The organism is Blautia sp. SC05B48 (assembly GCF_005848555.1).
Lineage (GTDB): Bacteria > Bacillota > Clostridia > Lachnospirales > Lachnospiraceae > Blautia_A.
This window is the reverse complement of the sequence record NZ_CP040518.1, coordinates 3668069-3687289: the sequence shown is the minus strand read 5'-3', so window position 1 is coordinate 3687289 and position 19221 is coordinate 3668069. Positions and strand designations below refer to the sequence as shown.

Annotated in this window: 18 protein-coding genes; 17 read left to right on the top strand and 1 reads right to left on the bottom strand. The window is 45.4% G+C overall.

The genetic code is table 11. From position 1 onward, the window contains the following. The first annotated feature begins 161 nt into the window (after nucleotides 1–161). Nucleotides 162–1250 (top strand): tRNA 2-thiouridine(34) synthase MnmA, encoded by a 1089-nt coding sequence (gene mnmA / locus EYS05_RS17150; RefSeq protein ID WP_138277635.1) that lies wholly within the window; start codon nucleotides 162–164, stop codon nucleotides 1248–1250. A gap of 261 nt (nucleotides 1251–1511) precedes the next feature. Continuing rightward, on the top strand, nucleotides 1512–2819 hold the full coding sequence (locus EYS05_RS17145) for an O-acetylhomoserine aminocarboxypropyltransferase/cysteine synthase family protein (protein WP_138277634.1): 1308 nt from the start codon (nucleotides 1512–1514) through the stop codon (nucleotides 2817–2819). 176 nt (nucleotides 2820–2995) lie between these two features. Here EYS05_RS17145 and EYS05_RS17140 read toward each other — a convergent pair whose 3' ends face one another. Continuing rightward, the gene (locus EYS05_RS17140; RefSeq protein WP_138277633.1) at nucleotides 2996–3853 is read right to left on the bottom strand and encodes a polysaccharide deacetylase family protein; all 858 of its coding nucleotides are present in this window, start codon (nucleotides 3851–3853) and stop codon (nucleotides 2996–2998) included. 621 nt (nucleotides 3854–4474) lie between these two features. On the opposite strand from EYS05_RS17140, the gene eno reads away from it, so the two are divergent. From eno to EYS05_RS17070, 15 genes are all read left to right on the top strand, one after another. Continuing rightward, nucleotides 4475–5824: a phosphopyruvate hydratase gene (gene eno / locus EYS05_RS17135; RefSeq protein WP_138277632.1), complete on the top strand. Its 1350-nt coding sequence runs from the start codon at nucleotides 4475–4477 to the stop codon at nucleotides 5822–5824. A 70-nt stretch (nucleotides 5825–5894) separates the two neighbouring features. Then, on the top strand, nucleotides 5895–6128 hold the full coding sequence (gene secG, locus EYS05_RS17130; protein WP_118515926.1) for a preprotein translocase subunit SecG: 234 nt from the start codon (nucleotides 5895–5897) through the stop codon (nucleotides 6126–6128). A gap of 155 nt (nucleotides 6129–6283) precedes the next feature. Then, nucleotides 6284–8575, top strand: coding sequence for a ribonuclease R (rnr, locus tag EYS05_RS17125; protein ID WP_138277631.1), 2292 nt, complete (start codon nucleotides 6284–6286; stop codon nucleotides 8573–8575). A gap of 11 nt (nucleotides 8576–8586) precedes the next feature. Further along, entirely contained in the window at nucleotides 8587–9057 is a 471-nt protein-coding gene (gene smpB, locus EYS05_RS17120; protein WP_021652954.1) for an SsrA-binding protein SmpB, read from the top strand. A gap of 54 nt (nucleotides 9058–9111) precedes the next feature. Continuing rightward, on the top strand, nucleotides 9112–9603 hold the full coding sequence (locus EYS05_RS17115; RefSeq protein ID WP_138277630.1) for an acyl-CoA thioesterase: 492 nt from the start codon (nucleotides 9112–9114) through the stop codon (nucleotides 9601–9603). A gap of 198 nt (nucleotides 9604–9801) precedes the next feature. Beyond that, nucleotides 9802–10824 carry a hypothetical protein gene (locus tag EYS05_RS17110; protein ID WP_243119170.1) on the top strand — a complete coding sequence of 341 codons (1023 nt, stop codon included), beginning with the start codon at nucleotides 9802–9804 and terminating at the stop codon, nucleotides 10822–10824. Nucleotides 10825–10838: 14 nt separating this feature from the next. Then, nucleotides 10839–11534: a UMP kinase gene (gene pyrH / locus EYS05_RS17105; RefSeq protein WP_138277628.1), complete on the top strand. Its 696-nt coding sequence runs from the start codon at nucleotides 10839–10841 to the stop codon at nucleotides 11532–11534. A gap of 43 nt (nucleotides 11535–11577) precedes the next feature. Next, complete coding sequence (frr, locus tag EYS05_RS17100; protein WP_015526785.1) at nucleotides 11578–12129, top strand: ribosome recycling factor; 552 nt, start codon at nucleotides 11578–11580, stop codon at nucleotides 12127–12129. A gap of 66 nt (nucleotides 12130–12195) precedes the next feature. Beyond that, complete coding sequence (locus EYS05_RS17095) at nucleotides 12196–12903, top strand: isoprenyl transferase (protein ID WP_015526784.1); 708 nt, start codon at nucleotides 12196–12198, stop codon at nucleotides 12901–12903. 3 nt (nucleotides 12904–12906) lie between these two features. After that, nucleotides 12907–13701: a phosphatidate cytidylyltransferase gene (locus EYS05_RS17090; protein ID WP_021652949.1), complete on the top strand. Its 795-nt coding sequence runs from the start codon at nucleotides 12907–12909 to the stop codon at nucleotides 13699–13701. Between the two features lie 12 nt (nucleotides 13702–13713). Next, a complete protein-coding gene (gene dxr, locus EYS05_RS17085; RefSeq protein ID WP_138277627.1) occupies nucleotides 13714–14856 on the top strand; it encodes a 1-deoxy-D-xylulose-5-phosphate reductoisomerase in 1143 nt (380 codons plus the stop codon). A 10-nt stretch (nucleotides 14857–14866) separates the two neighbouring features. Further along, nucleotides 14867–16144, top strand: a complete 1278-nt coding sequence (rseP, locus tag EYS05_RS17080; protein ID WP_330575621.1) for an RIP metalloprotease RseP — start codon at nucleotides 14867–14869, stop codon at nucleotides 16142–16144. Nucleotides 16145–16301: 157 nt separating this feature from the next. Then, on the top strand, nucleotides 16302–16463 hold the full coding sequence (locus EYS05_RS17420; RefSeq protein ID WP_158293345.1) for a hypothetical protein: 162 nt from the start codon (nucleotides 16302–16304) through the stop codon (nucleotides 16461–16463). A 123-nt stretch (nucleotides 16464–16586) separates the two neighbouring features. Next, entirely contained in the window at nucleotides 16587–17861 is a 1275-nt protein-coding gene (locus EYS05_RS17075; protein WP_138277625.1) for a peptidoglycan-binding protein, read from the top strand. A gap of 224 nt (nucleotides 17862–18085) precedes the next feature. Next, nucleotides 18086–19144 (top strand): FUSC family protein, encoded by a 1059-nt coding sequence (locus EYS05_RS17070; protein WP_138277624.1) that lies wholly within the window; start codon nucleotides 18086–18088, stop codon nucleotides 19142–19144. Nucleotides 19145–19221 lie beyond the last annotated feature (77 nt).

Sequence of the window (19221 nt, the reverse complement as noted above, 5' to 3'; positions counted from 1 at the left end):
AGAGAGTCTGCAGGAAAGAAGCAAAGCAAAGGTTCCGGGTGAAAAATCGTGGACAAAGAATAACTGCCATATTATAATAAATGCGAAATTGCAGTAACCGTAAGAGAATACAGGCTGCAAAGCTGAGAAATCATCAATCATCAGGAAAGGTTAAGATATAAATGAAAAAAGCGATCATAGCAATGAGCGGCGGTGTAGACAGCTCCGTGGCAGCTCTTTTGACAAAGGAATCCGGTGACGAGTGCATCGGCGCTACCATGAAACTTTACAACAACGAAGATATCGGTGTCCGCAGGGAAAAGACCTGCTGTTCCCTGGACGATGTTGAGGATGCCAGAAGCGTAGCCTATCAGATGGATATGCCTTACTACGTGTTCAATTTTACCGCAGATTTCCATACAGAGGTTATGGACAGGTTTGTGGAGGCCTACGAAAACGGCTGCACACCCAATCCATGTATCGACTGTAACCGATATTTGAAATTTGATAAAATGTTCCACCGTATGCAGGAGATCGGCTACGATTATATTGTAACCGGACATTATGCAAGAGTGGAGTACGATGAGAAACGGGACCGCTACCTTCTGAAAAAAGCAGTGGACGATACAAAGGATCAGTCATACGTTCTCTATATGCTGACACAGGAACAGCTGGCACATGTAAAGCTTCCACTTGGAGGTCTCCGGAAGGACCAGGTCCGTGTCATTGCCGAAAAACATGGCTTTATCAATGCCAGAAAGCATGACAGTCAGGATATCTGTTTTGTCCCGGACGGCGACTATGCGAAATTTATTGAAAAGTATACAGGTAAAAAAACACCTGAGGGTGATTTTGTAGATAAAGAGGGAAACTATATCGGACGCCATAAGGGAATCATCCATTACACGATCGGCCAGCGTCGCGGTCTTGGCATTCCGGCAGCCAGTCGTCTTTATGTCTGTGAAATCTCTCCGAAGACCAATACGGTAGTTCTCGGGGACAACGCAGATCTTTTCAGCAGTGAACTTGAGGCAGACAGTGTAAATCTGATTTCTGTGGACAGCTTAACTGAGCCGAAAAGAGTGACTGCCAAGATCCGTTACCGTCACAAAGAGCAGCCTGCCACTGCATGGCAGACACCGGATGGTATCCTTCATGTGAAATTTGATGAACCGCAGAGAGCCATCACAAAAGGTCAGGCTGTGGTGATGTATGACGGAGATGAGGTTGTAGGTGGTGGCGTTATAAATAAAATCTATAGCCAGTCATAAATAAAGGTGAGAACCTAAACAGATAAACCCCATTGACATACTAGGAAAAGGGTGATATGATTGCATCATCAAAAAACGGAGCACACAAAACAAGGTGAGCAACGTGATGATCAGGAGGAAATCATGAAGGTTTTACAGAAGTCAACAAGGGTGTTTATCGAAGAAAAGCGAATGTGTTGTCGTCGCTGATAAGCAGATGATCATAAGATAAGAAATTACTATTTTACCGAATATAAGAATAAAAGAAAAGAGGACAAACACATGAGCAAAATTACAAGAGATCAGAGAAAATTCAAATTTGAAACATTACAGCTTCACGTAGGGCAGGAACAGCCGGATCCGGTTACAGATGCAAGAGCAGTACCGATCTACCAGACTTCTTCCTATGTATTCCGCAACTGCGATCATGCAGCAGCGCGCTTCGGACTTGCAGATGCCGGTAACATTTACGGACGTCTTACAAACCCGACAGAGGACGTATTCGAGAAGAGAATCGCAGCACTTGAAGGTGGTTCCGCAGCACTTGCAGTAGCATCCGGCGCAGCAGCTATCACATACACGATCGAGAACCTTGCACAGCAGGGAGATCACATTGTAGCAGCCAAAAATATTTACGGCGGTACAACAAACCTTCTGGAGCATACGCTTCCGGCATACGGAATCACAACAACATTTGTTGATGTATTTAATCTCGAGGAAGTGGAGAATGCGATCCAGGAGAACACAAAAGCTGTTTATATTGAGACTCTTGGAAACCCAAATTCTGATGTTGTAGATATTGAGGCTCTTGCAAAAATCGCTCACAAACATAAAATTCCGCTTGTTGTAGATAATACATTTGCAACACCATACCTCGTAAGACCGATTGAGTACGGCGCAGATATCGTTGTTCATTCCGCAACAAAATTCATCGGTGGCCACGGAACTACTATCGGTGGTGTGATCGTAGAGAGTGGTAAGTTTGACTGGGAGGCATCCGGCAAATTTGCATCTCTTACAGAGCCAAACCCAAGCTATCATGGCGTAAGCTTCACAAAAGCATGCGGACCGGCTGCATTTGTTACAAAGATCCGTGCGATCCTTCTTCGTGACACAGGAGCAACAATTTCTCCGGTGAGCTCTTTCATCTTCCTTCAGGGACTTGAGACACTGTCACTCCGTGTAGAGCGTCATGTTGAGAACGCACTGAAGGTTGTACAGTATCTGAATGCTCATCCACAGGTAGAGAAGGTTCATCATCCGTCTGTATCCGCAGATCCAAGCCAGCAGGAGCTTTATAAGAAATATTTCCCCAACGGCGGCGGTTCCATCTTTACATTCGAGATCAAGGGAGATGCGCAGAAGGCAAAGGATTTCATTGATAACCTTGAACTGTTCTCACTTCTTGCAAACGTTGCAGATGTGAAATCCCTTGTTATCCATCCGGCTACTACAACACACAGCCAGTGCACAGAGGAAGAGCTTCTTGATCAGGGAATCAAGCCAAACACGATCCGTCTTTCCATCGGAACTGAGAATATCGATGATATTATCCAGGATCTTGATGAGGCATTCAAGGCTGTCCAGTAAATAAGACAATTAAATAAGAAGAACACCTTCTGAAATCAATAGCACAGAAAAATCTGTCCCGGGACATATGAGAACATAGTTCCGGGGCAGATTTTTTGTGTGCTTATCTGGAAAATCCAAAAGTGGGAAGATCCGTGTCGATGGCACTGAGGATGCATGGATCATGTGCGTTTTTTTCAGGCGGATCCCGATGCCACAAGTTCTTCTAATGTTCCAAAGGTATATCCCATCTCTTCCCATTTTGTCAGTAGCTCATCCAGAATGGAAGCATTGGTGGAAGAGGTGCTGTGCAGCAGCACGATAGCACCCGGATGAATCCGTCCCAGAAGCTTTTCAAAAGCTTCTTCTTTCGAAGGCTGATTATCCTGATACCAGTCCACATAAGCCAGACTCCAGAAAAAGGTGTGGTATCCCATCTCTTTTGCCATCTCTAAATTTTCCACGCTGTAGATGCCCTGGGGCGGGCGATAAAATTTTGTCATTTCTTTTCCGGTGGCTTCCTTATAAAGAACCTCCACATCCTCAAGCTGCTTCTGAAAGGCTTCCTTTGTGGAGATGCCGGACATATCCGGGTGTGTCATGGTGTGGTTGCCTATGGTATGGCCTGCATCTACGATCTCACGGATCAGTTCCGGTTTTTCACGGATCAGTGTTCCCACAACAAAAAATGTAGCATGTACCTGGTGCTTATGTAAGGCATTCAGAATGGCAGGCATATTTCCATTGTCATAGCCTGCATCAAAGGTAAGATATATTTTTTTCTCATCGGTATCGGCTGCATACCAGGCATTGTATTTTTTTAACTCTTCAATAGAAGCATTTCCTGTGGGCCGTTTGCCTTCTTCCTGAAAACCGAGTCCCCAGTTTTCATTTTGGAATGTCATAGAAGCAGAAGAGGTCTGGCTGTTTTTGGCAGAATTCGGATCGGATCGTGGGTCGGAAGTAAAATGAGAATAGATCTTTCCTGCAAGACTGCCAAGAGCAAAAGCCATGACAAAGAAAAAAATAAGACGGTAGATGTGTTTTTGTTTCATGGGAACCTCAGAGAAAGTGGAGTTATTAATATGTTTATGAACACGAAGCAGAAGATATGAAAGCAGAAGATCATGAGATCATGTCTGTGAGACAGAGGTCAAAATAAGAGTCATCAGCGATTGATTTCTTCTGCCGATGACTCTTTTAATTTTCATTATCCAATGGAATATACCTCTCATTTCTTAGATTTAAAACTTATACGGAATTAAAATTTACGTTCTCGGTGGTCCGTACCTCCTTGTTTTAATTATGATGGAAAATCTTTAAATCTTCTGGTGGACTGTACCTCTCTTTCTTAGATTATGGGAAGTAAGTTATGTTTTCGGTGGGTTCACGCTCCTTTTTGATTTAGTTTTTTGTTTTCCGTTTGTTTTATTTGATGGTTAAACTATAACAGATAAAATAGATATTGTCAATACTGAATTTGAAAAAAAATAAAAATAAATTCAAAAAGAAAAATAATAAAAATAAAATAACTAAAAAATCAGATAATATCGGAACCAGATAAAAGGTATAGACCAAAACCTTTTCGGACAAGCTACCCTCATAAACATAAGAAGAAAATCAGAAAGTGCAGGAGATCATAAACAGTATTATTATTTTCAAGGAGGGAAAAACTTATGCTACGTTATCTGCCTGTTCGAAAAGTTCATGCAAGACAGGTCCTTGATTCCAGGGGGAATCCTACAGTGGAAGCGGAAGTGACTGTAGGTGAAGGAATTGTGGGGATCAACGGATACACAGGAAGAGCCATGGTGCCGTCTGGAGCATCCACAGGTAAATTTGAGGCTGTGGAGCTGCGGGATGGAAACCGTGAGGAATATCTGGGCCAGAGTGTAAAAAAAGCGGTGGAAAATATCAATACACGTCTGGCAGATGCCATTATCGGAGAAAATGCCCTGAACCAGGCATGGATCGACCATCTTCTGATCGAAACCGACGGAACGGAGAACAAAAGCAGTGCAGGAGCCAATGCCACACTGGCAGTATCTCTGGCAGCAGCCCGTGCAGCAGCCGGGGCCCTTCGGCTTCCTCTTTATCAGTATCTGGGCGGCTGCCATACCATGCAGCTTCCGGTACCGATGATGAATATTTTAAACGGGGGAAAGCATGCGGACAATACGGTAGATCTTCAGGAGTTTATGATCATGCCAACCGGAGCTGACTGCCTGGAAAAGGGTATCCGCATGTGTGTGGAAGTCTACCAGCACTTAAAGCTTCTTCTCCGGGAAAAAGGACTCTCCACAGCGGTTGGAGATGAAGGCGGCTTTGCTCCGGATCTTTCAGATTCGGAGGAAGTGCTTACCTTGATCGTTCATGCCATAGAAAAAGCAGGATATAAACCAGGAGAAGAGATCACCATTGCCATTGATGCAGCCTCCAGCGAACTTTATGATGAGGAAAAGGGCGTGTACTTTTTCCCTGGGGAGAGCCGCATGAAAGGAGAAAAGATCTACCGGGATGCTGGTGAGATGACAGAGTATTATGAAAAACTGGTGGAAAAATTTCCCATTGTTTCCATTGAAGACGGTCTCTGGGAGGATGACTGGGAAGGCTGGAAATATCTGACGGAACACCTGGGAAAAAAGATCCAGCTGGTAGGCGACGATCTGTTTGTCACCAATATCAAACGGCTGCACTGCGGCATCGGGCTTGATGTTGCCAATGCTATCCTTATTAAGGTAAACCAGATCGGAACTCTCACGGAAACTCTGGATGCGGTGGAGATGGCTCAGCATGCCGGGTATCGTGCAGTGATCTCTCACAGGTCCGGGGAAACAGAGGATTCCTTTATCGCAGATCTGGCAGTTGCCTGTGGGGCAGGACAGATCAAAACTGGCGCACCCTGCCGTTCGGACCGGAATGCCAAATATAATCAGCTTCTGCGGATCCATGAACAGCTAGGAACTCTTGGAAGATATACAGATCCTTTTGCAAAAAAATCTCAGAAAAAGCCCTGCATAAAATAAACGGAAAATGGTTGAAATCCCGGTTTAGCTATGGTAAAATAACCTCTAGTTGATTAGGAGGTGTAACCGCGTGAACATTTTGAAGATTATTCTGACTGTAATTTATGCAATAGATTGTATCGCTCTGACTGTTGTCGTACTGATGCAGGAGGGCAAGCAGCAGGGTCTTGGCTCTATCGCCGGAGTAGCTGATACTTACTGGGGTAAGAATAAGGGCCGTTCCATGGAAGGTGGTCTTGTAAGAGGTACCATTATCATGGGAGTTATTTTCTTTGTACTGTCAGTCGTACTGAACATTATCTGATCTGCCAGGGGCAGAACGGAAGTTGGTAACACTCTTGCTGCGTTAGCATGCAGAAGAAACTCGGATGGGGACTTCTTTTGTTAATCAGCAGGAGTGTTTTTGCGTTGATACAGGGGCACGGGTGAACCTTCCTTCGGAATGATAACAGGGTAAAAATGAAATATAAATATGAAACAGGAGAAAATGTGAAAAGATCGAAAAATTTTGAAAAAAGAAAAAAATTTATAATGGAGCTTCTGGGAGATCCGCTGTATAAGCCCATGCGCCTGCGTGAGATCGCATCCCTCCTTCAACTGGATAAGAGTGAGAAAAAAGAGCTTTTTGACGTGCTGGACGAGCTTTGCGCCCAGGGCAAGGCTGAAGTGGATAATAAAGGAAGATTCAGCAAGATTTCCGGCAAGCGCAGAGACAGACGAAAGAATAAAGAAGCTCTGAAGGCAGAAAAGCCGGAGCGTGGCCGTAAGGGAAGAGAACGCAGAGAGAAGAATCATGAGGAACATCGTTTCTCCGAGAAGGACGGAACCCTCATGGAGGGAACTTTTATTGGCCATTACAAGGGCTTTGGCTTTGTGGAAGTGGAGGATCAGGAACAGGATATTTTTATTCCGGAAAATGACACGGGAAGCGCCATGCATCAGGATAAGGTGCAGATCCTTGTACGGAACGGACATAAAGAGGGAAAACGTCAGGAAGGCGTTGTGCTGAAGGTTCTGGAAAGGGGAATGCCTTCGATCGTGGGAACATACCAGAGCAGCCGTGATTATGGCTTTGTGATCAGTGATAACCCCAAATTTTCCAAAGATATCTTTATTTCCAGAAAAAACTCCATGGGAGCAAAGGACGGAGACAAGGTAGTTGCAGAGATCACAGATTACGGCTCCAGAAACCGGAAGCCGGAAGGAAAGATCACAGAAGTACTGGGAAACTTACGCTCACCTGGAACAGATATCCTTGCTATTGTGAAGAGCTTTAACATTCCAAGTGTATTTCCTGACAAAGTACTTCGTCAGGCTGACCGTGTGCCGGACCATGTACAGGAAGCGGATCTGGATGGAAGACTGGATCTCAGAGACCTTGTTACAGTCACCATTGACGGTGAGGATGCAAAGGATCTGGATGATGCCATTTCCCTGACAAAGGAAGACGGAATCTATCATCTGGGTGTGCACATCGCAGACGTGAGCAACTATGTTCAGGGCGGCAGTGCCCTTGACAGAGAGGCACTGAAGCGCGGAACTTCCGTCTATCTTGCAGACCGTGTCATTCCCATGCTCCCGGAGCGGCTTTCCAACGGTATCTGTTCTCTGAACCAGGGACAGGACCGTCTGACCTTAAGCTGTCTGATGGATGTTAATGAAAAAGGAAAGGTGATTTCCCATAAGATCGCAGAAACCGTGATCCGTGTAGATGAGCGTATGTGTTACACAGATGTGAAAAATATTCTGGAGGATACCGACGATGTGGCGAAGAAACGCTATGAAGCTCTGATCCCCATGTTTTTCCTGATGAAAGAGCTTTCCGGGATCCTGCGCAGCCGTCGACATACAAGAGGTTCCATTGATTTTGATTTTCCGGAGAGTAAGATCATCCTGAATGCTGCAGGAAGAGCTATTGATGTACAGCCTTATGAGGCCAATGTGGCAACCAGGATCATTGAGGATTTTATGCTGCTTGCAAATGAAACCGTGGCACAGGAATACTGCACCGGAGATTATCCCTTTGTATACAGAACCCATGAAAATCCGGATCCGGAAAAGATTGAAAGTCTTCTGATGCTTCTTCATAATGAAGGAGTCAATATACAGAAATCCGGACAGGAGATCACGCCTGGTGAGATCCAGGAGATTCTGGAAAGTATTGAGGGAATGCCCAATGAGGCACAGATCAGCCGCCTGACCTTGCGTACCATGAAACAGGCAAAATATACTACGGAATGCAGCGGACATTTCGGACTTGCAGCGAAGTATTATTGCCACTTTACTTCTCCAATCCGAAGATATCCGGATCTTCAGATCCACAGGATCATCCATGACCGTCTGAGAGGCAGACTGGTAAGGGAAGGACGTACCGAGCATTACAAGGAGATCCTGGATGAAGTGGCACGCCAGTCCAGCGTGTGCGAACGACGTGCAGACGAAGCAGAAAGAGAATCCGATAAGCTGAAGAAAGCAGAGTATATGTCCTATCATCTCGGAGAGGAGTATGAGGGGATTATCTCCGGCGTTACAGGATGGGGACTTTATGTGGAGCTTCCGAATACCGTGGAAGGATTGATCCATATCAATACATTGCGAGATGACTATTATGTATTTGACCAGGATGCATATGAACTGCGGGGCGACATGACAGGAAGGATCTTCCGTCTTGGGCAGAAGGTCCGTGTCCGTGTGGCAGATGCGGATAAAATGCTGAAAACCGTGGATTTTGTCCTGGCTGAGGAAGACTGAGGGAGCGCGAAATGGCAAAAAAAACAGGAATGAAACTGATCGCAAATAATAAAAAGGCTTTTCATGATTATTTTATAGAGGATACTTATGAGGCCGGGATCGCACTTGCAGGAACCGAGGTGAAATCCTTACGTTCCGGTAAATGCAGCATCAAGGAGGCCTTTGTCCGTGTGGAAAACGGAGAAGTTTATGTATATGGAATGCATATCACTCCTTATGAGAAAGGAAACATTTTTAACAAAGATCCTCTTCGTGTGCGTAAGCTTTTGCTGCATCGCTACGAGATCAATAAGATCGAAGCTAAATTAAAGGAAAAAGGATTGACTTTGGTACCACTGAAGGTTTATTTCAAGGACAGCCTGGTAAAAATAGAGATTGGCATGGCACGTGGTAAAAAGCTTTATGACAAGCGCCAGGATATTGCAAAGAAGGATCAGAGAAGAGAAGCGGAGCGAGACTTTAAAGTAAAAAATCTTTATTGATCGGCTGGTTTCAACTGAAAAAGTAAAAGTATGATAAAATGCGGGGAATGAGAAATGACAGAGATACAGGATAGACGTAAAAAAACGGTAGAAGCATCGATGACGGAGCAGGTTCATCTGATCATGCAGCAGCATCTGAACGGAGGCGGAAGACTTTTTGGCGGAGCGCTGATGCAGTGGCTGGATGAGGTTGCCGGAGTGGTAGCTATGCGTCATGCGGAGACATATCGGGTGGTAACTGCGGCAGTGGACAATCTTCAGTTCAAGCATGCAATCTATGAGGGAGAGATCGTAGTACTTAAGGGATATGTGACTTATGTGGGAAGAACTTCCATGGAGGTCGAGATCGATACGTATGTGGAACAGCCGGATGGCATGCGTCATACTGTAAACCGGGCATTTTTTGTGATGGTGGCTGTAGATGAAGACCAGAAACCGATCCAGGTGCCGGAACTGATCATTACCACAGAAGCGGAAAAAGCCCGGAATGAAGCTGCGAAAATGCGCCGTGATATGCGCAGACAGCGAAGGGAAAACGGGTTCTGACCTCAGCTGTTCCAAATGTCTCGGGTTTTCTGTGACCTTCGCTCACAAAAAACACCTCGCGGAATATTACCAGTGAACAGTAACTCTAAAGATTCTGTGAAATTCAGAACGGTCAGGTTGACAAGAAAGTGATACTCTGTAATAATAGAAAAGGAAAACCTGACAGCGAATAGAACCATTTTATATGGAGGAGATATAATGAAAAAACGTTATTTGATTCTTGCCGGAATTCTTGCAGCGAGCATGCTTGCAGCCGGTTGCGGAAAGAAGAACTCTGTGGCACCGGAGCAGAAGGTGGAGGCAACGGCAACCCCGACGGTAACGGAAGCTGCGAAAACGGATGTGGTGGAGATGCAGACCTCTACGGATGAAACAGCAAATATCAAGAACGTAATGGGAACCAAGAGCGAGACCACTACCAGTATTGTATTTACCAATAAGATGAATTCCACGATTTCTGCAATTTATGTCCGTCCTACCAGAGATGATGGCGATGACAGTGATGAGACCTGGGGAAGCGATCTTGTAAATGGTAAATTCACACTGGCTTCCAACGACAAGGCTGTTTATTATATGGAGAAGAGCCAGAAGGACGATAACGGAGATACAGCAACAAGCTTTGATGTAAGGATCACATTTTCTGACGAAGAGCAGAATGAATGTTTCTTCCGCCAGCTGCCGCTTCTGACGATCTCACAGCTGAGTCTGTGCATGGACGGTGAGGGTGAAGACGGAATTCCATATGCTACATATCTGGCGAGCGGAAGTACCAAGGAGGTGTCTACCCTGAAGGATGTAAAGGCAAGGCTTGGCATTGAGGATGACAGTGAGGAAAGTGATTCCAGTGACAGTACAGATTCTTCAGACAGTACGGCTGTGACTCCGACTCCGAAGAACTCTTATGATAATGGAGACAGTACAGACAGCAGTTCGTCCGGCAGTTCGGACTCCACATCCACACCGGATCCAACATCTGCACCAGCTTCCGATGCACCGGATCCTACGGAAGCACCATCCGGCGAGAAGGATCTGGCATCTGTAGCAGCAGGATATATTGGTCGGTCCATGTCTGAGCTTGAGAATGCATGCGGCAGCCCAAATGGCAGTGATTATGAGGACGAGCCGGAGTCCGGTAAGACAGGTTATTATTATTATGATACGTTTACGGTATCCACAACTTTTGACGATGACGGCAATGAAGTTGTATCCGGCGTATGGTAAAGGAGAATAAACATATGAAAAGAGTGTTACTGAAATTAAGCGGAGAGGCTCTTGCAGGAGAGCAGAAGAGAGGCTTTGATGAAGCAATTGTTACAGAGGTTGCCAAACAGATCAAGACGATCGTGGATGAAGGACTTCAGGTTGGTATCGTGATCGGAGGTGGAAACTTCTGGAGAGGACGTACCAGCGGAGCCATGGACAGAAGCAAGGCGGATCAGATCGGCATGCTTGCTACGATCATGAACTGTATCTATGTGTCTGACATCTGCAGATATGTGGGACTTAAGACAGAGGTGTTTACCCCGTTTGTATGTGGTGCATTTACCACACTTTATTCCAAGGATGCTGTAGAAGAGAGCTTCGCAGAAGGAAAGGTTGTATTCTTTGCAGGTGGTACCGGCCATCCGTATTTCTCTACAGATACAGCTACTGTACTTCGTGCTGTTGAGATCGGCGCAGATGCCATTCTTCTTGCCAAGGCTGTTGACGGAATCTATGACAGTGATCCGAAGGTAAATCCAGATGCCAAGAAGTATGATGAGATTTCCATTGATGAAGTAGTTGCAAAGAAGCTGGCAGCTATGGATCTTACCGCTTCCATCATGTGTATGGAGCAGAAGATGCCGATGCTGGTATTCGGTCTTGATGAAAAGGACAGCATCGTCAATACCGTACATGGCAAGTTCTCCGGAACAAAGGTAACCGTGTGATCAAAAGGGAATAATAAAAAAACCATACAGGGAGATATGTGAAATGGATGAGAGAATTCAGGTATACGAAACAAAAATGGGAAAAACACTGAATGCTTTGGAGAGTGAGCTGACAACCATCAGAGCCGGCCGTGCAAACCCGCATATTCTTGACAAACTTACCGTAGATTATTATGGAGCACCGACTCCGCTCCAGCAGGTTGCAAACATTTCTGTACCGGAGGCACGTATGATCCAGATCCAGCCGTGGGAATCCAGCATGATCAAAGCGATCGAGAAAGCGATCCTTTGCTCTGATCTGGGATTAAACCCGAGCAACGATGGAAAAATGATCCGTCTTGTTTTCCCGGAGCTTACCGAGGAGCGTCGTAAAGAGCTGGTGAAGGACGTTAAGAAAAAAGGCGAGGGTGCCAAGGTTGCAGTAAGAAATATCCGTCGTGATGCCAACGATGCATTTAAGAAACTTGCAAAACAGGATGTTTCTGAGGATGAGATCAAAGAGCTTGAGGATCAGATCCAGAAACTTACAGATAAGTACATCAAGGAAGTTGACAAGGCGATCGAGAACAAGTCTAAAGAGATTCTGACTGTATAATTGTAAGAAATACGAGGATAGAGAGGGCTTCTTTGAAGAAGCTCTCTTTCTGTATGGAGGAGATTTATGAACGTACCAAATCATATCGCGATCATTCTGGACGGAAACGGACGTTGGGCAAAGGAACGAGGAATGCCGAGAACCTACGGACATGTAAAGGGATGCGCCAATCTTGAAAACATTTGTTATGATATCAAAGACCTTGGGGTGAAATATCTTACGGTTTACGCTTTTTCCACAGAAAACTGGAAACGCTCCAGAGAAGAAGTGGAAGCACTGATGAAACTGTTCCGCGGTTATCTTAAGAAATGTATCAAGATTTCCAAGAAAAATAATATGAAGATGAAAGTCATCGGAGATGTTACTGCCTTTGCACCGGATATCCAGCAGAGTGTCCGGGAACTGGAGGAATATTCCAAAGATTTTGACGGTATTTATTTTCAGCTGGCATTAAATTACGGAAGCCGTGATGAGATCCGCCGTGGAATGCAGAAGATGGCACAGGATGTAAAAGACGGAAAAGTTGAGCCGGATGGTATTACAGAAGATACGATTGAGAGCTATCTGGATACTGCAGGTGTACCGGATCCGGATCTTTTGATCCGCACAAGCGGTGAGCAGCGACTTTCCAATTTCCTGCTTTGGCAGCTTGCCTATTCCGAGTTTTATTTTACACCGGTTGCATGGCCGGATTTCAATAAAGAAGAGCTGATCAAAGCCATCGAGAAATACAATCAGAGAGACAGACGCTACGGTGGCGTCAAGGAGGAGTAGATCATGTTTAAGACAAGACTGATAAGTGGTATCGTCCTTGTCATTATTGCCCTGGCAACTATCATTTCCGGAAGCTGGATTTTATTTTTTACACTTCTGGCTGTTTCATTGATCGGAATGAGAGAACTTTACAAGGTAATGAAGGTAAGTGATGAGCATGTTACCGTGCTGGAACTTGTAGGATATCTTGGAGCAGTGCTTTATTATATTGCCATGAAAGCTGATTTTGGAAATTACGGAACAATGGCGATCATCATCAGTATGATCCTGATCCTGTTTGTTTATGTATTCGGTTATCCGAAATACCATGCAGAACAGGTGATGGCAGCATTTTTTGGAGTTGTATATGTTGCTGTGATGCTTTCCTTTATCTATCTTACCAGAAGCCTTCCGGACGGAAAATTCCTGGTATGGCTGATATTCCTGTGCTCCTGGGGATGTGACACCTGTGCTTACTGTGTGGGAATGCTTATCGGAAAGCATAAAATGGCGCCGGTTTTAAGCCCGAAGAAATCCATCGAGGGAGCTGTAGGAGGCGTTGCGGGAGCGGCGCTTCTTGGAGTGATCTATGCAGCGGCAACACAGGGAAAAATGGCTGAGTATGCCTTGATCTGCGCAGTTGGAGCTCTGATCTCCATGGTGGGTGATCTGGCTGCATCTGCGATCAAAAGGAACCAGAACATCAAGGACTATGGAAAGCTGATTCCGGGCCATGGAGGAATCCTGGACCGTTTTGACAGTGTGATCATCACAGCCCCTGTTATTTACTATCTTGCAAAAACGATTCTTGGAATTTAGGAGACATTAGAAATGAAGAATATTGCAATCTTAGGTTCTACCGGCTCCATCGGGACCCAGACACTGGATGTGGCAAGAAAAAACGAAGACCTTCGGGTTGTTGCAGTCAGTGCAGGCAAAAGTGTGGAGAAACTGGAAGAGCAGATCCGGGAGTTTCATCCACTTCTGGCAGCAGTCTGGGATGAAAAAGCAGCCCAGGATCTGAAAACGCGTATTGCGGATACGGATACAAAGGTAGTCAGCGGAATGGAGGGACTTCTGGAGCTTGCGTCCATGCCGGAATCAGAAATTCTTGTCACTGCGATCGTGGGAATGATCGGAATCCGTCCTACGATGGAGGGAATCCGTGCCGGAAAGGACATTGCCCTGGCAAATAAGGAAACCCTTGTCACAGCCGGTCATCTGATCATGCCGATGGCAAAAAAGTATGGCGTATCTATCCTTCCGGTAGATAGTGAACACAGTGCTATTTTCCAGGCTATCCACGGAGAAGAAAACAAAGAGATCCACAAGCTTCTGATCACGGCATCCGGTGGCCCCTTCCGCGGACGTACCACAGAAGAGCTGCGAAAGGTCACTGTTGCAGATACTCTGAAGCATCCAAATTGGGTAATGGGACGAAAGATCACCGTAGATTCTGCAACCCTGGTAAACAAAGGGCTGGAAGTTATGGAAGCCAAATGGTTGTTTGACATGGATCTGGATCATATTCAGGTGGTGGTGCAGCCACAGAGTATCATCCATTCCATGGTGGAGTTTAAGGATGGTGCGATCATGGCACAGCTTGGAACTCCGGATATGAGACTTCCAATCCAGTACGCTCTGTACTATCCACACAGACGATATCTGGACGGAGATCGCCTTGACTTCACAAAGCTTCATGAGATCACATTTGAGGTTCCGGATATGGAGACATTCCGGGGACTGCCTATGGCGATCCAGGCGTCCCGGGAGGGCGGAAGTATGCCGACTGTCTTTAATGCAGCCAATGAGCTTGCAGTAAAGAAATTCCTTGAGGAAAAGATCGGTTTTCTGGATATTTATGAGATTATTGCACAGTCTATGGAAAGACATAAAAAAATCGCACATCCGGATCTGGATGAGATCCTTTCTGTAGAGCAGGATACTTATCAGTGGATCGAAAGCAGGTGGTAAATTGAGATTTGTGATTGCTGTAATTATTTTCAGCGTTGTGATACTGATCCATGAGCTGGGACATTTTCTTCTGGCAAAAAAGAATCACATCGAGGTATTGGAATTTTCTCTTGGTATGGGACCCAGGATCATAAGTACAGTAAAGGGTGGTACACGTTATTCTGTGAAATTGTTTCCTCTTGGAGGCTCCTGTGCCATGGCCGGAGAGGATGCGGAAGATGACAGTCCGGGAACCTTTAATTCTGCTCCTGTGTGGGGCAGGATCGCAGTGGTTGCTGCCGGTCCGGTATTCAATTTTCTTCTGGCATTTATTTTGTCTGTGATCATTGTGGGCTGTGTGGGCTATGATCCGGCAACCGTATTAGAAGTAACCCAAAATTCTGCTGCGGATAAGGCAGGATTGAAAAAGGGTGATGTGATCACGGAATATCAGGGCTACCATATTGATCTGGGGAAAGATCTTTATGTATATTCGTATCTCAACGAACTGAAAGAGGGAGATACCATCCGGCTGAAAGTAAAACGTGATGGAAAGGAACAGGAGATTTCCTATAAACCAGATGTAAATGTGCGGTATCTTCTTGGCTTTAACCGTTCCGATGTAAATTCCATGACAGTGGAATCACTGATCAAGGGAATGCCACTGGAAGAGGCAGGTCTGGAAGCAGGCGATGTGATCACGAAGATCAACGGTGTGGAGGTTCCGGACGGAAATGCATATGAAAAATACATCGAGGAGCATCCGTTATCCAAGGAACCTGTGACGATCACCTATGAGCGTAACGGACTGGAATATGAGGCAGAGATAACACCAAGGGAATACAGAACACCGGTTTCCGGTTTCGGATATAACACATACAGTGAAAAAACTTCCGGCTTTAATGTTCTGAAATATGGTGCTGTGGAAGTGAAATACATGATCCGTACTACGATCTTAAGCCTGAAAGAGCTTGTGACCGGTCACCTTGGAATGAAAGACTTAAGTGGTCCTGTGGGTGTTGTGGATGCCATTGGCGACACTTACGAACAGTCCAAGAGTGAGGGAACGCTGATGATCTGGATGAATTTGCTGAATATGGCAGTTCTTCTTTCTGCAAACCTGGGAGTGATGAACCTTCTTCCTCTTCCTGCACTGGATGGAGGAAGGCTGGTATTTCTGGTGGTAGAAGCGATCCGGAGAAAACCGGTAAACCGTCAGGTAGAAGGCATGATCCATTTTGCAGGGCTGATGCTTTTGATGGCGTTGATGGTTATCGTTATGTATAATGATATTCTGAAGATATTCTGATATCTGGCGGAAAAAGGTAAATATCAAGTGTTACTGAGAACGGAGTGAACAGTAACTAGCAAGTGCTGTATGATCTGTGAGGAGATGATACAGCACTTTTTTTGTGCAGATATTTATTATATAATAAAAGCATCAGAGTAAAGGGGGATATGTAAATTTGAAAAAGGATATTTTAATACTGGCGGCATTGATAGCAGTTGTTATAGCAGTTCCTTTTCTGGCTACAAAGGCAGAAGAGGCAATCCAGATCAAAAATGAGGAATTTAAGGAAAAACAGAATAGGGAATGTTATGAAAAAGCGGAAGAATACATGGATTGATGATATCCAGGATGCGGAAGATTAGTGGGAGGAAGCACAGTAGGAGATATGGCATTTTGAGATTTTGTACATATACTAGCAGAGAACCAGTGTGCTTTCAGGCACAAAAAGGAGCCTCTGTTTATGAAAAATCATTCTTATATTTCCATGCAGCAGGATATGCCGGATCAGGGACAGCTGCAGGTGACGGTGCTGGACAGTGCCAGTAACCGTCCTGTGGAAAATGCTGCAGTGCGGATCTCGTACACAGGAGTCCCGGACAATGTGATCGAAGAAGTTCACACGGATTCCTCCGGAAGAACGCCGATGCTGGAACTGGCAGCTCCTCCGCTGGAATACAGCATGAAACCGGTGGAGCAGCAGCCCTATGCAGAATACACAGTTCAGATCAGTGCAGAGGGTTTTACACCAAAAGAAATAGCCGGGACAGAAGTTCTTCCCTATTCCATTGCCAGGCAGGGAGCATCCCTTAGCAGACAGCAGGGTAATGGAGTGGATTATCAGCGGATCGTCATCGGACCCCATACGCTTTTTGGGGAATATCCTCCTAAAAATCCGGAAGCAGAGATCAAGCCGATAAATGAAACCGGCGAGATCGTATTAAACAAAGTGGTGATCCCGGAGTATATCGTAGTCCACGACGGGCCAATAGGGGATACCTCTGCACAGGATTATTATGTAAGATATAAGGATTATATCAAAAACGTGGCCAGCAGTGAGATCTACGCAACTTGGCCGGAGGACACGATACGTGCCAATGTTCTGGCAATCATGTCGTTTACTTTGAACAGAGTTTATACAGAGTGGTACCGGAATAAGGGATATGATTTCACCATTACGTCCTCTACAGCATACGACCACAAATGGATCTATGGCAGGAATATTTTTGAGAGTATCGACCGGATCGTGGATGAACTTTTTGAAAACTACCTTTCCAGACCGAATGTGCGTCAGCCGATCCTGACCCAGTACTGTGACGGACGTCAGGTGCAGTGCAGGGACCGGGGATGGATGACCCAGTGGGGAAGCAAAGCTCTGGGAGATCAGGGATATTCCGCCATTGAGATCCTGCGGAGCTTCTATGGAAACGATATGTATATCAATGTGGCGGAAGCAGTTTCCGGGATTCCCGCATCCTGGCCGGGATATGACCTGACTATCGGTGTTACCGGAGAAAAGGTACAGCAGATCCAGGAACAGCTTAATGCCATAGCAAAAGCCTATCCTGCCATCCCGTCAGTGATCGTGGATGGTATTTATGGTCCGGCTACTGCTGCATCTGTAAAAAAATTCCAGAATATATTTGGGCTTCCTGCATCCGGAGTGGTGGATTATCCAACCTGGTATAAGATACAGGACATTTATGTAGCAGTGACCAGGATAGCGGAGCTACAGTAAATATAAAAATAATAAAAATGTTCCTGGCCATTTTCGGAGTGATCTGATCGGGGCTGGGAGTGTAATGCGTGAACATGATTTCAGAAAAAAATGTTTGACGTTTCAGAATAAACCAAGTATAATGGCTGTTTGTATCTTTGAACGTAAATTGTAAAGAGATTGCGTTTATGAGCATGTGAAAAAAGCGAAATGAGAATGTCTGCTTTACAAAAGGAGTGATGAAAATGACATTTTATCAGGAACTGCAGTTAAGCTCAACCGGATCAAAACAGCTGATCAGAAATACCACAGACAAAAAGGAGAAAAGAAGGCATATTCTGATCTATAATTTTAAAGTGTATCTTGTCATGGCATTTTGTGTGGCGGTTGTGACATTGTACAGTAAGATAACCGGCAATGACAACAGTGTTGTAGGAGTAACCGTACTGCTGGCAGTGCTGGTTTTAAGACAGGCGGATTTCGGGATCCGGACGTCCCACGGATTGTTGTCCATTGCCGGGATTTTCTGTATTCTGATCGCAGGGCCGAGATTATCCAACATGGTTTCACCGGTACCGGCATTTTTTGTTAATGCGATAAGCATCCTGTTACTGATGATCCTGGGATGCCATAATGTAATTATGTATAACCATTCCACATTTGTTCTCGGATATCTGCTTCTGATGGGATATGACGTAACCGGAAAGGCGTATCTGCTTCGTGTAGAGGGGCTTTTGGCCGGAATGGTTCTCTGCATGGTAGTTTTTTATAAGAATCAGAAAAACCGCCCGTATCGCAGGACATTTCTGGACCTGTTCCGGGAATTTGATCTGCATTCCGCAAGAGGCAGGTGGTATTTAAGACTGACGCTGATCGTTTCCAGCGCTATGCTGATCATGTCTCTTCTGGGACTCCCAAGAGCAATGTGGGCCGGAATTGCCTGTATGTCCGTGTGTTTGCCGTTTACCGCGGATTGCAGGGGAAGAGCCGGAAAAAGAGCTATGTTCAACATCGTTGGCTGTATTCTGTTTGCAGTGCTTTATCTGATACTTCCGGAATCTATGTATCCCTATATTGGAATGATCGGAGGAGTCGGTGTGGGATATTCCGCAGGTTATGCGTGGCAGACTGCATTTAATACATTTGGAGCACTGTCCATTGCATCAGGACTGTTTGGAATGCCGGCAGCAGTGCTGCTCCGTATTGGAGCCAATGTATTTAGTTCAATTTATACTATGCTCGTAAATAAGCTTGGGGATAAGCTTGTGCAGCATATGTGGGTACGAAAGAGTGCAGAAATCTGAGATATTGCCCTGAAAAAAGTTTTGCCGTATAATGGGTAATAGCATAACAGCCTGGATATTACCGGGCCGACAGAGGA

Bases quoted from the DNA above. Each gene is read 5' to 3' on its own strand.
- mnmA (WP_138277635.1), top strand. From the start codon at position 162: ATGAAAAAAGCGATCATAGCAATGAGCGGCGGTGTAGACAGCTCCGTG.
- EYS05_RS17145 (WP_138277634.1), top strand. From the start codon at position 1,512: ATGAGCAAAATTACAAGAGATCAGAGAAAATTCAAATTTGAAACATTA.
- EYS05_RS17140 (WP_138277633.1), bottom strand. From the start codon at position 3,853: ATGAAACAAAAACACATCTACCGTCTTATTTTTTTCTTTGTCATGGCT.
- eno (WP_138277632.1), top strand. From the start codon at position 4,475: ATGCTACGTTATCTGCCTGTTCGAAAAGTTCATGCAAGACAGGTCCTT.
- rnr (WP_138277631.1), top strand. From the start codon at position 6,284: ATGAAATATAAATATGAAACAGGAGAAAATGTGAAAAGATCGAAAAAT.
- smpB (WP_021652954.1), top strand. From the start codon at position 8,587: ATGGCAAAAAAAACAGGAATGAAACTGATCGCAAATAATAAAAAGGCT.
- EYS05_RS17115 (WP_138277630.1), top strand. From the start codon at position 9,112: ATGACAGAGATACAGGATAGACGTAAAAAAACGGTAGAAGCATCGATG.
- EYS05_RS17110 (WP_243119170.1), top strand. From the start codon at position 9,802: ATGAAAAAACGTTATTTGATTCTTGCCGGAATTCTTGCAGCGAGCATG.
- pyrH (WP_138277628.1), top strand. From the start codon at position 10,839: ATGAAAAGAGTGTTACTGAAATTAAGCGGAGAGGCTCTTGCAGGAGAG.
- frr (WP_015526785.1), top strand. From the start codon at position 11,578: ATGGATGAGAGAATTCAGGTATACGAAACAAAAATGGGAAAAACACTG.
- EYS05_RS17095 (WP_015526784.1), top strand. From the start codon at position 12,196: ATGAACGTACCAAATCATATCGCGATCATTCTGGACGGAAACGGACGT.
- EYS05_RS17090 (WP_021652949.1), top strand. From the start codon at position 12,907: ATGTTTAAGACAAGACTGATAAGTGGTATCGTCCTTGTCATTATTGCC.
- dxr (WP_138277627.1), top strand. From the start codon at position 13,714: ATGAAGAATATTGCAATCTTAGGTTCTACCGGCTCCATCGGGACCCAG.
- EYS05_RS17075 (WP_138277625.1), top strand. From the start codon at position 16,587: ATGAAAAATCATTCTTATATTTCCATGCAGCAGGATATGCCGGATCAG.
- EYS05_RS17070 (WP_138277624.1), top strand. From the start codon at position 18,086: ATGACATTTTATCAGGAACTGCAGTTAAGCTCAACCGGATCAAAACAG.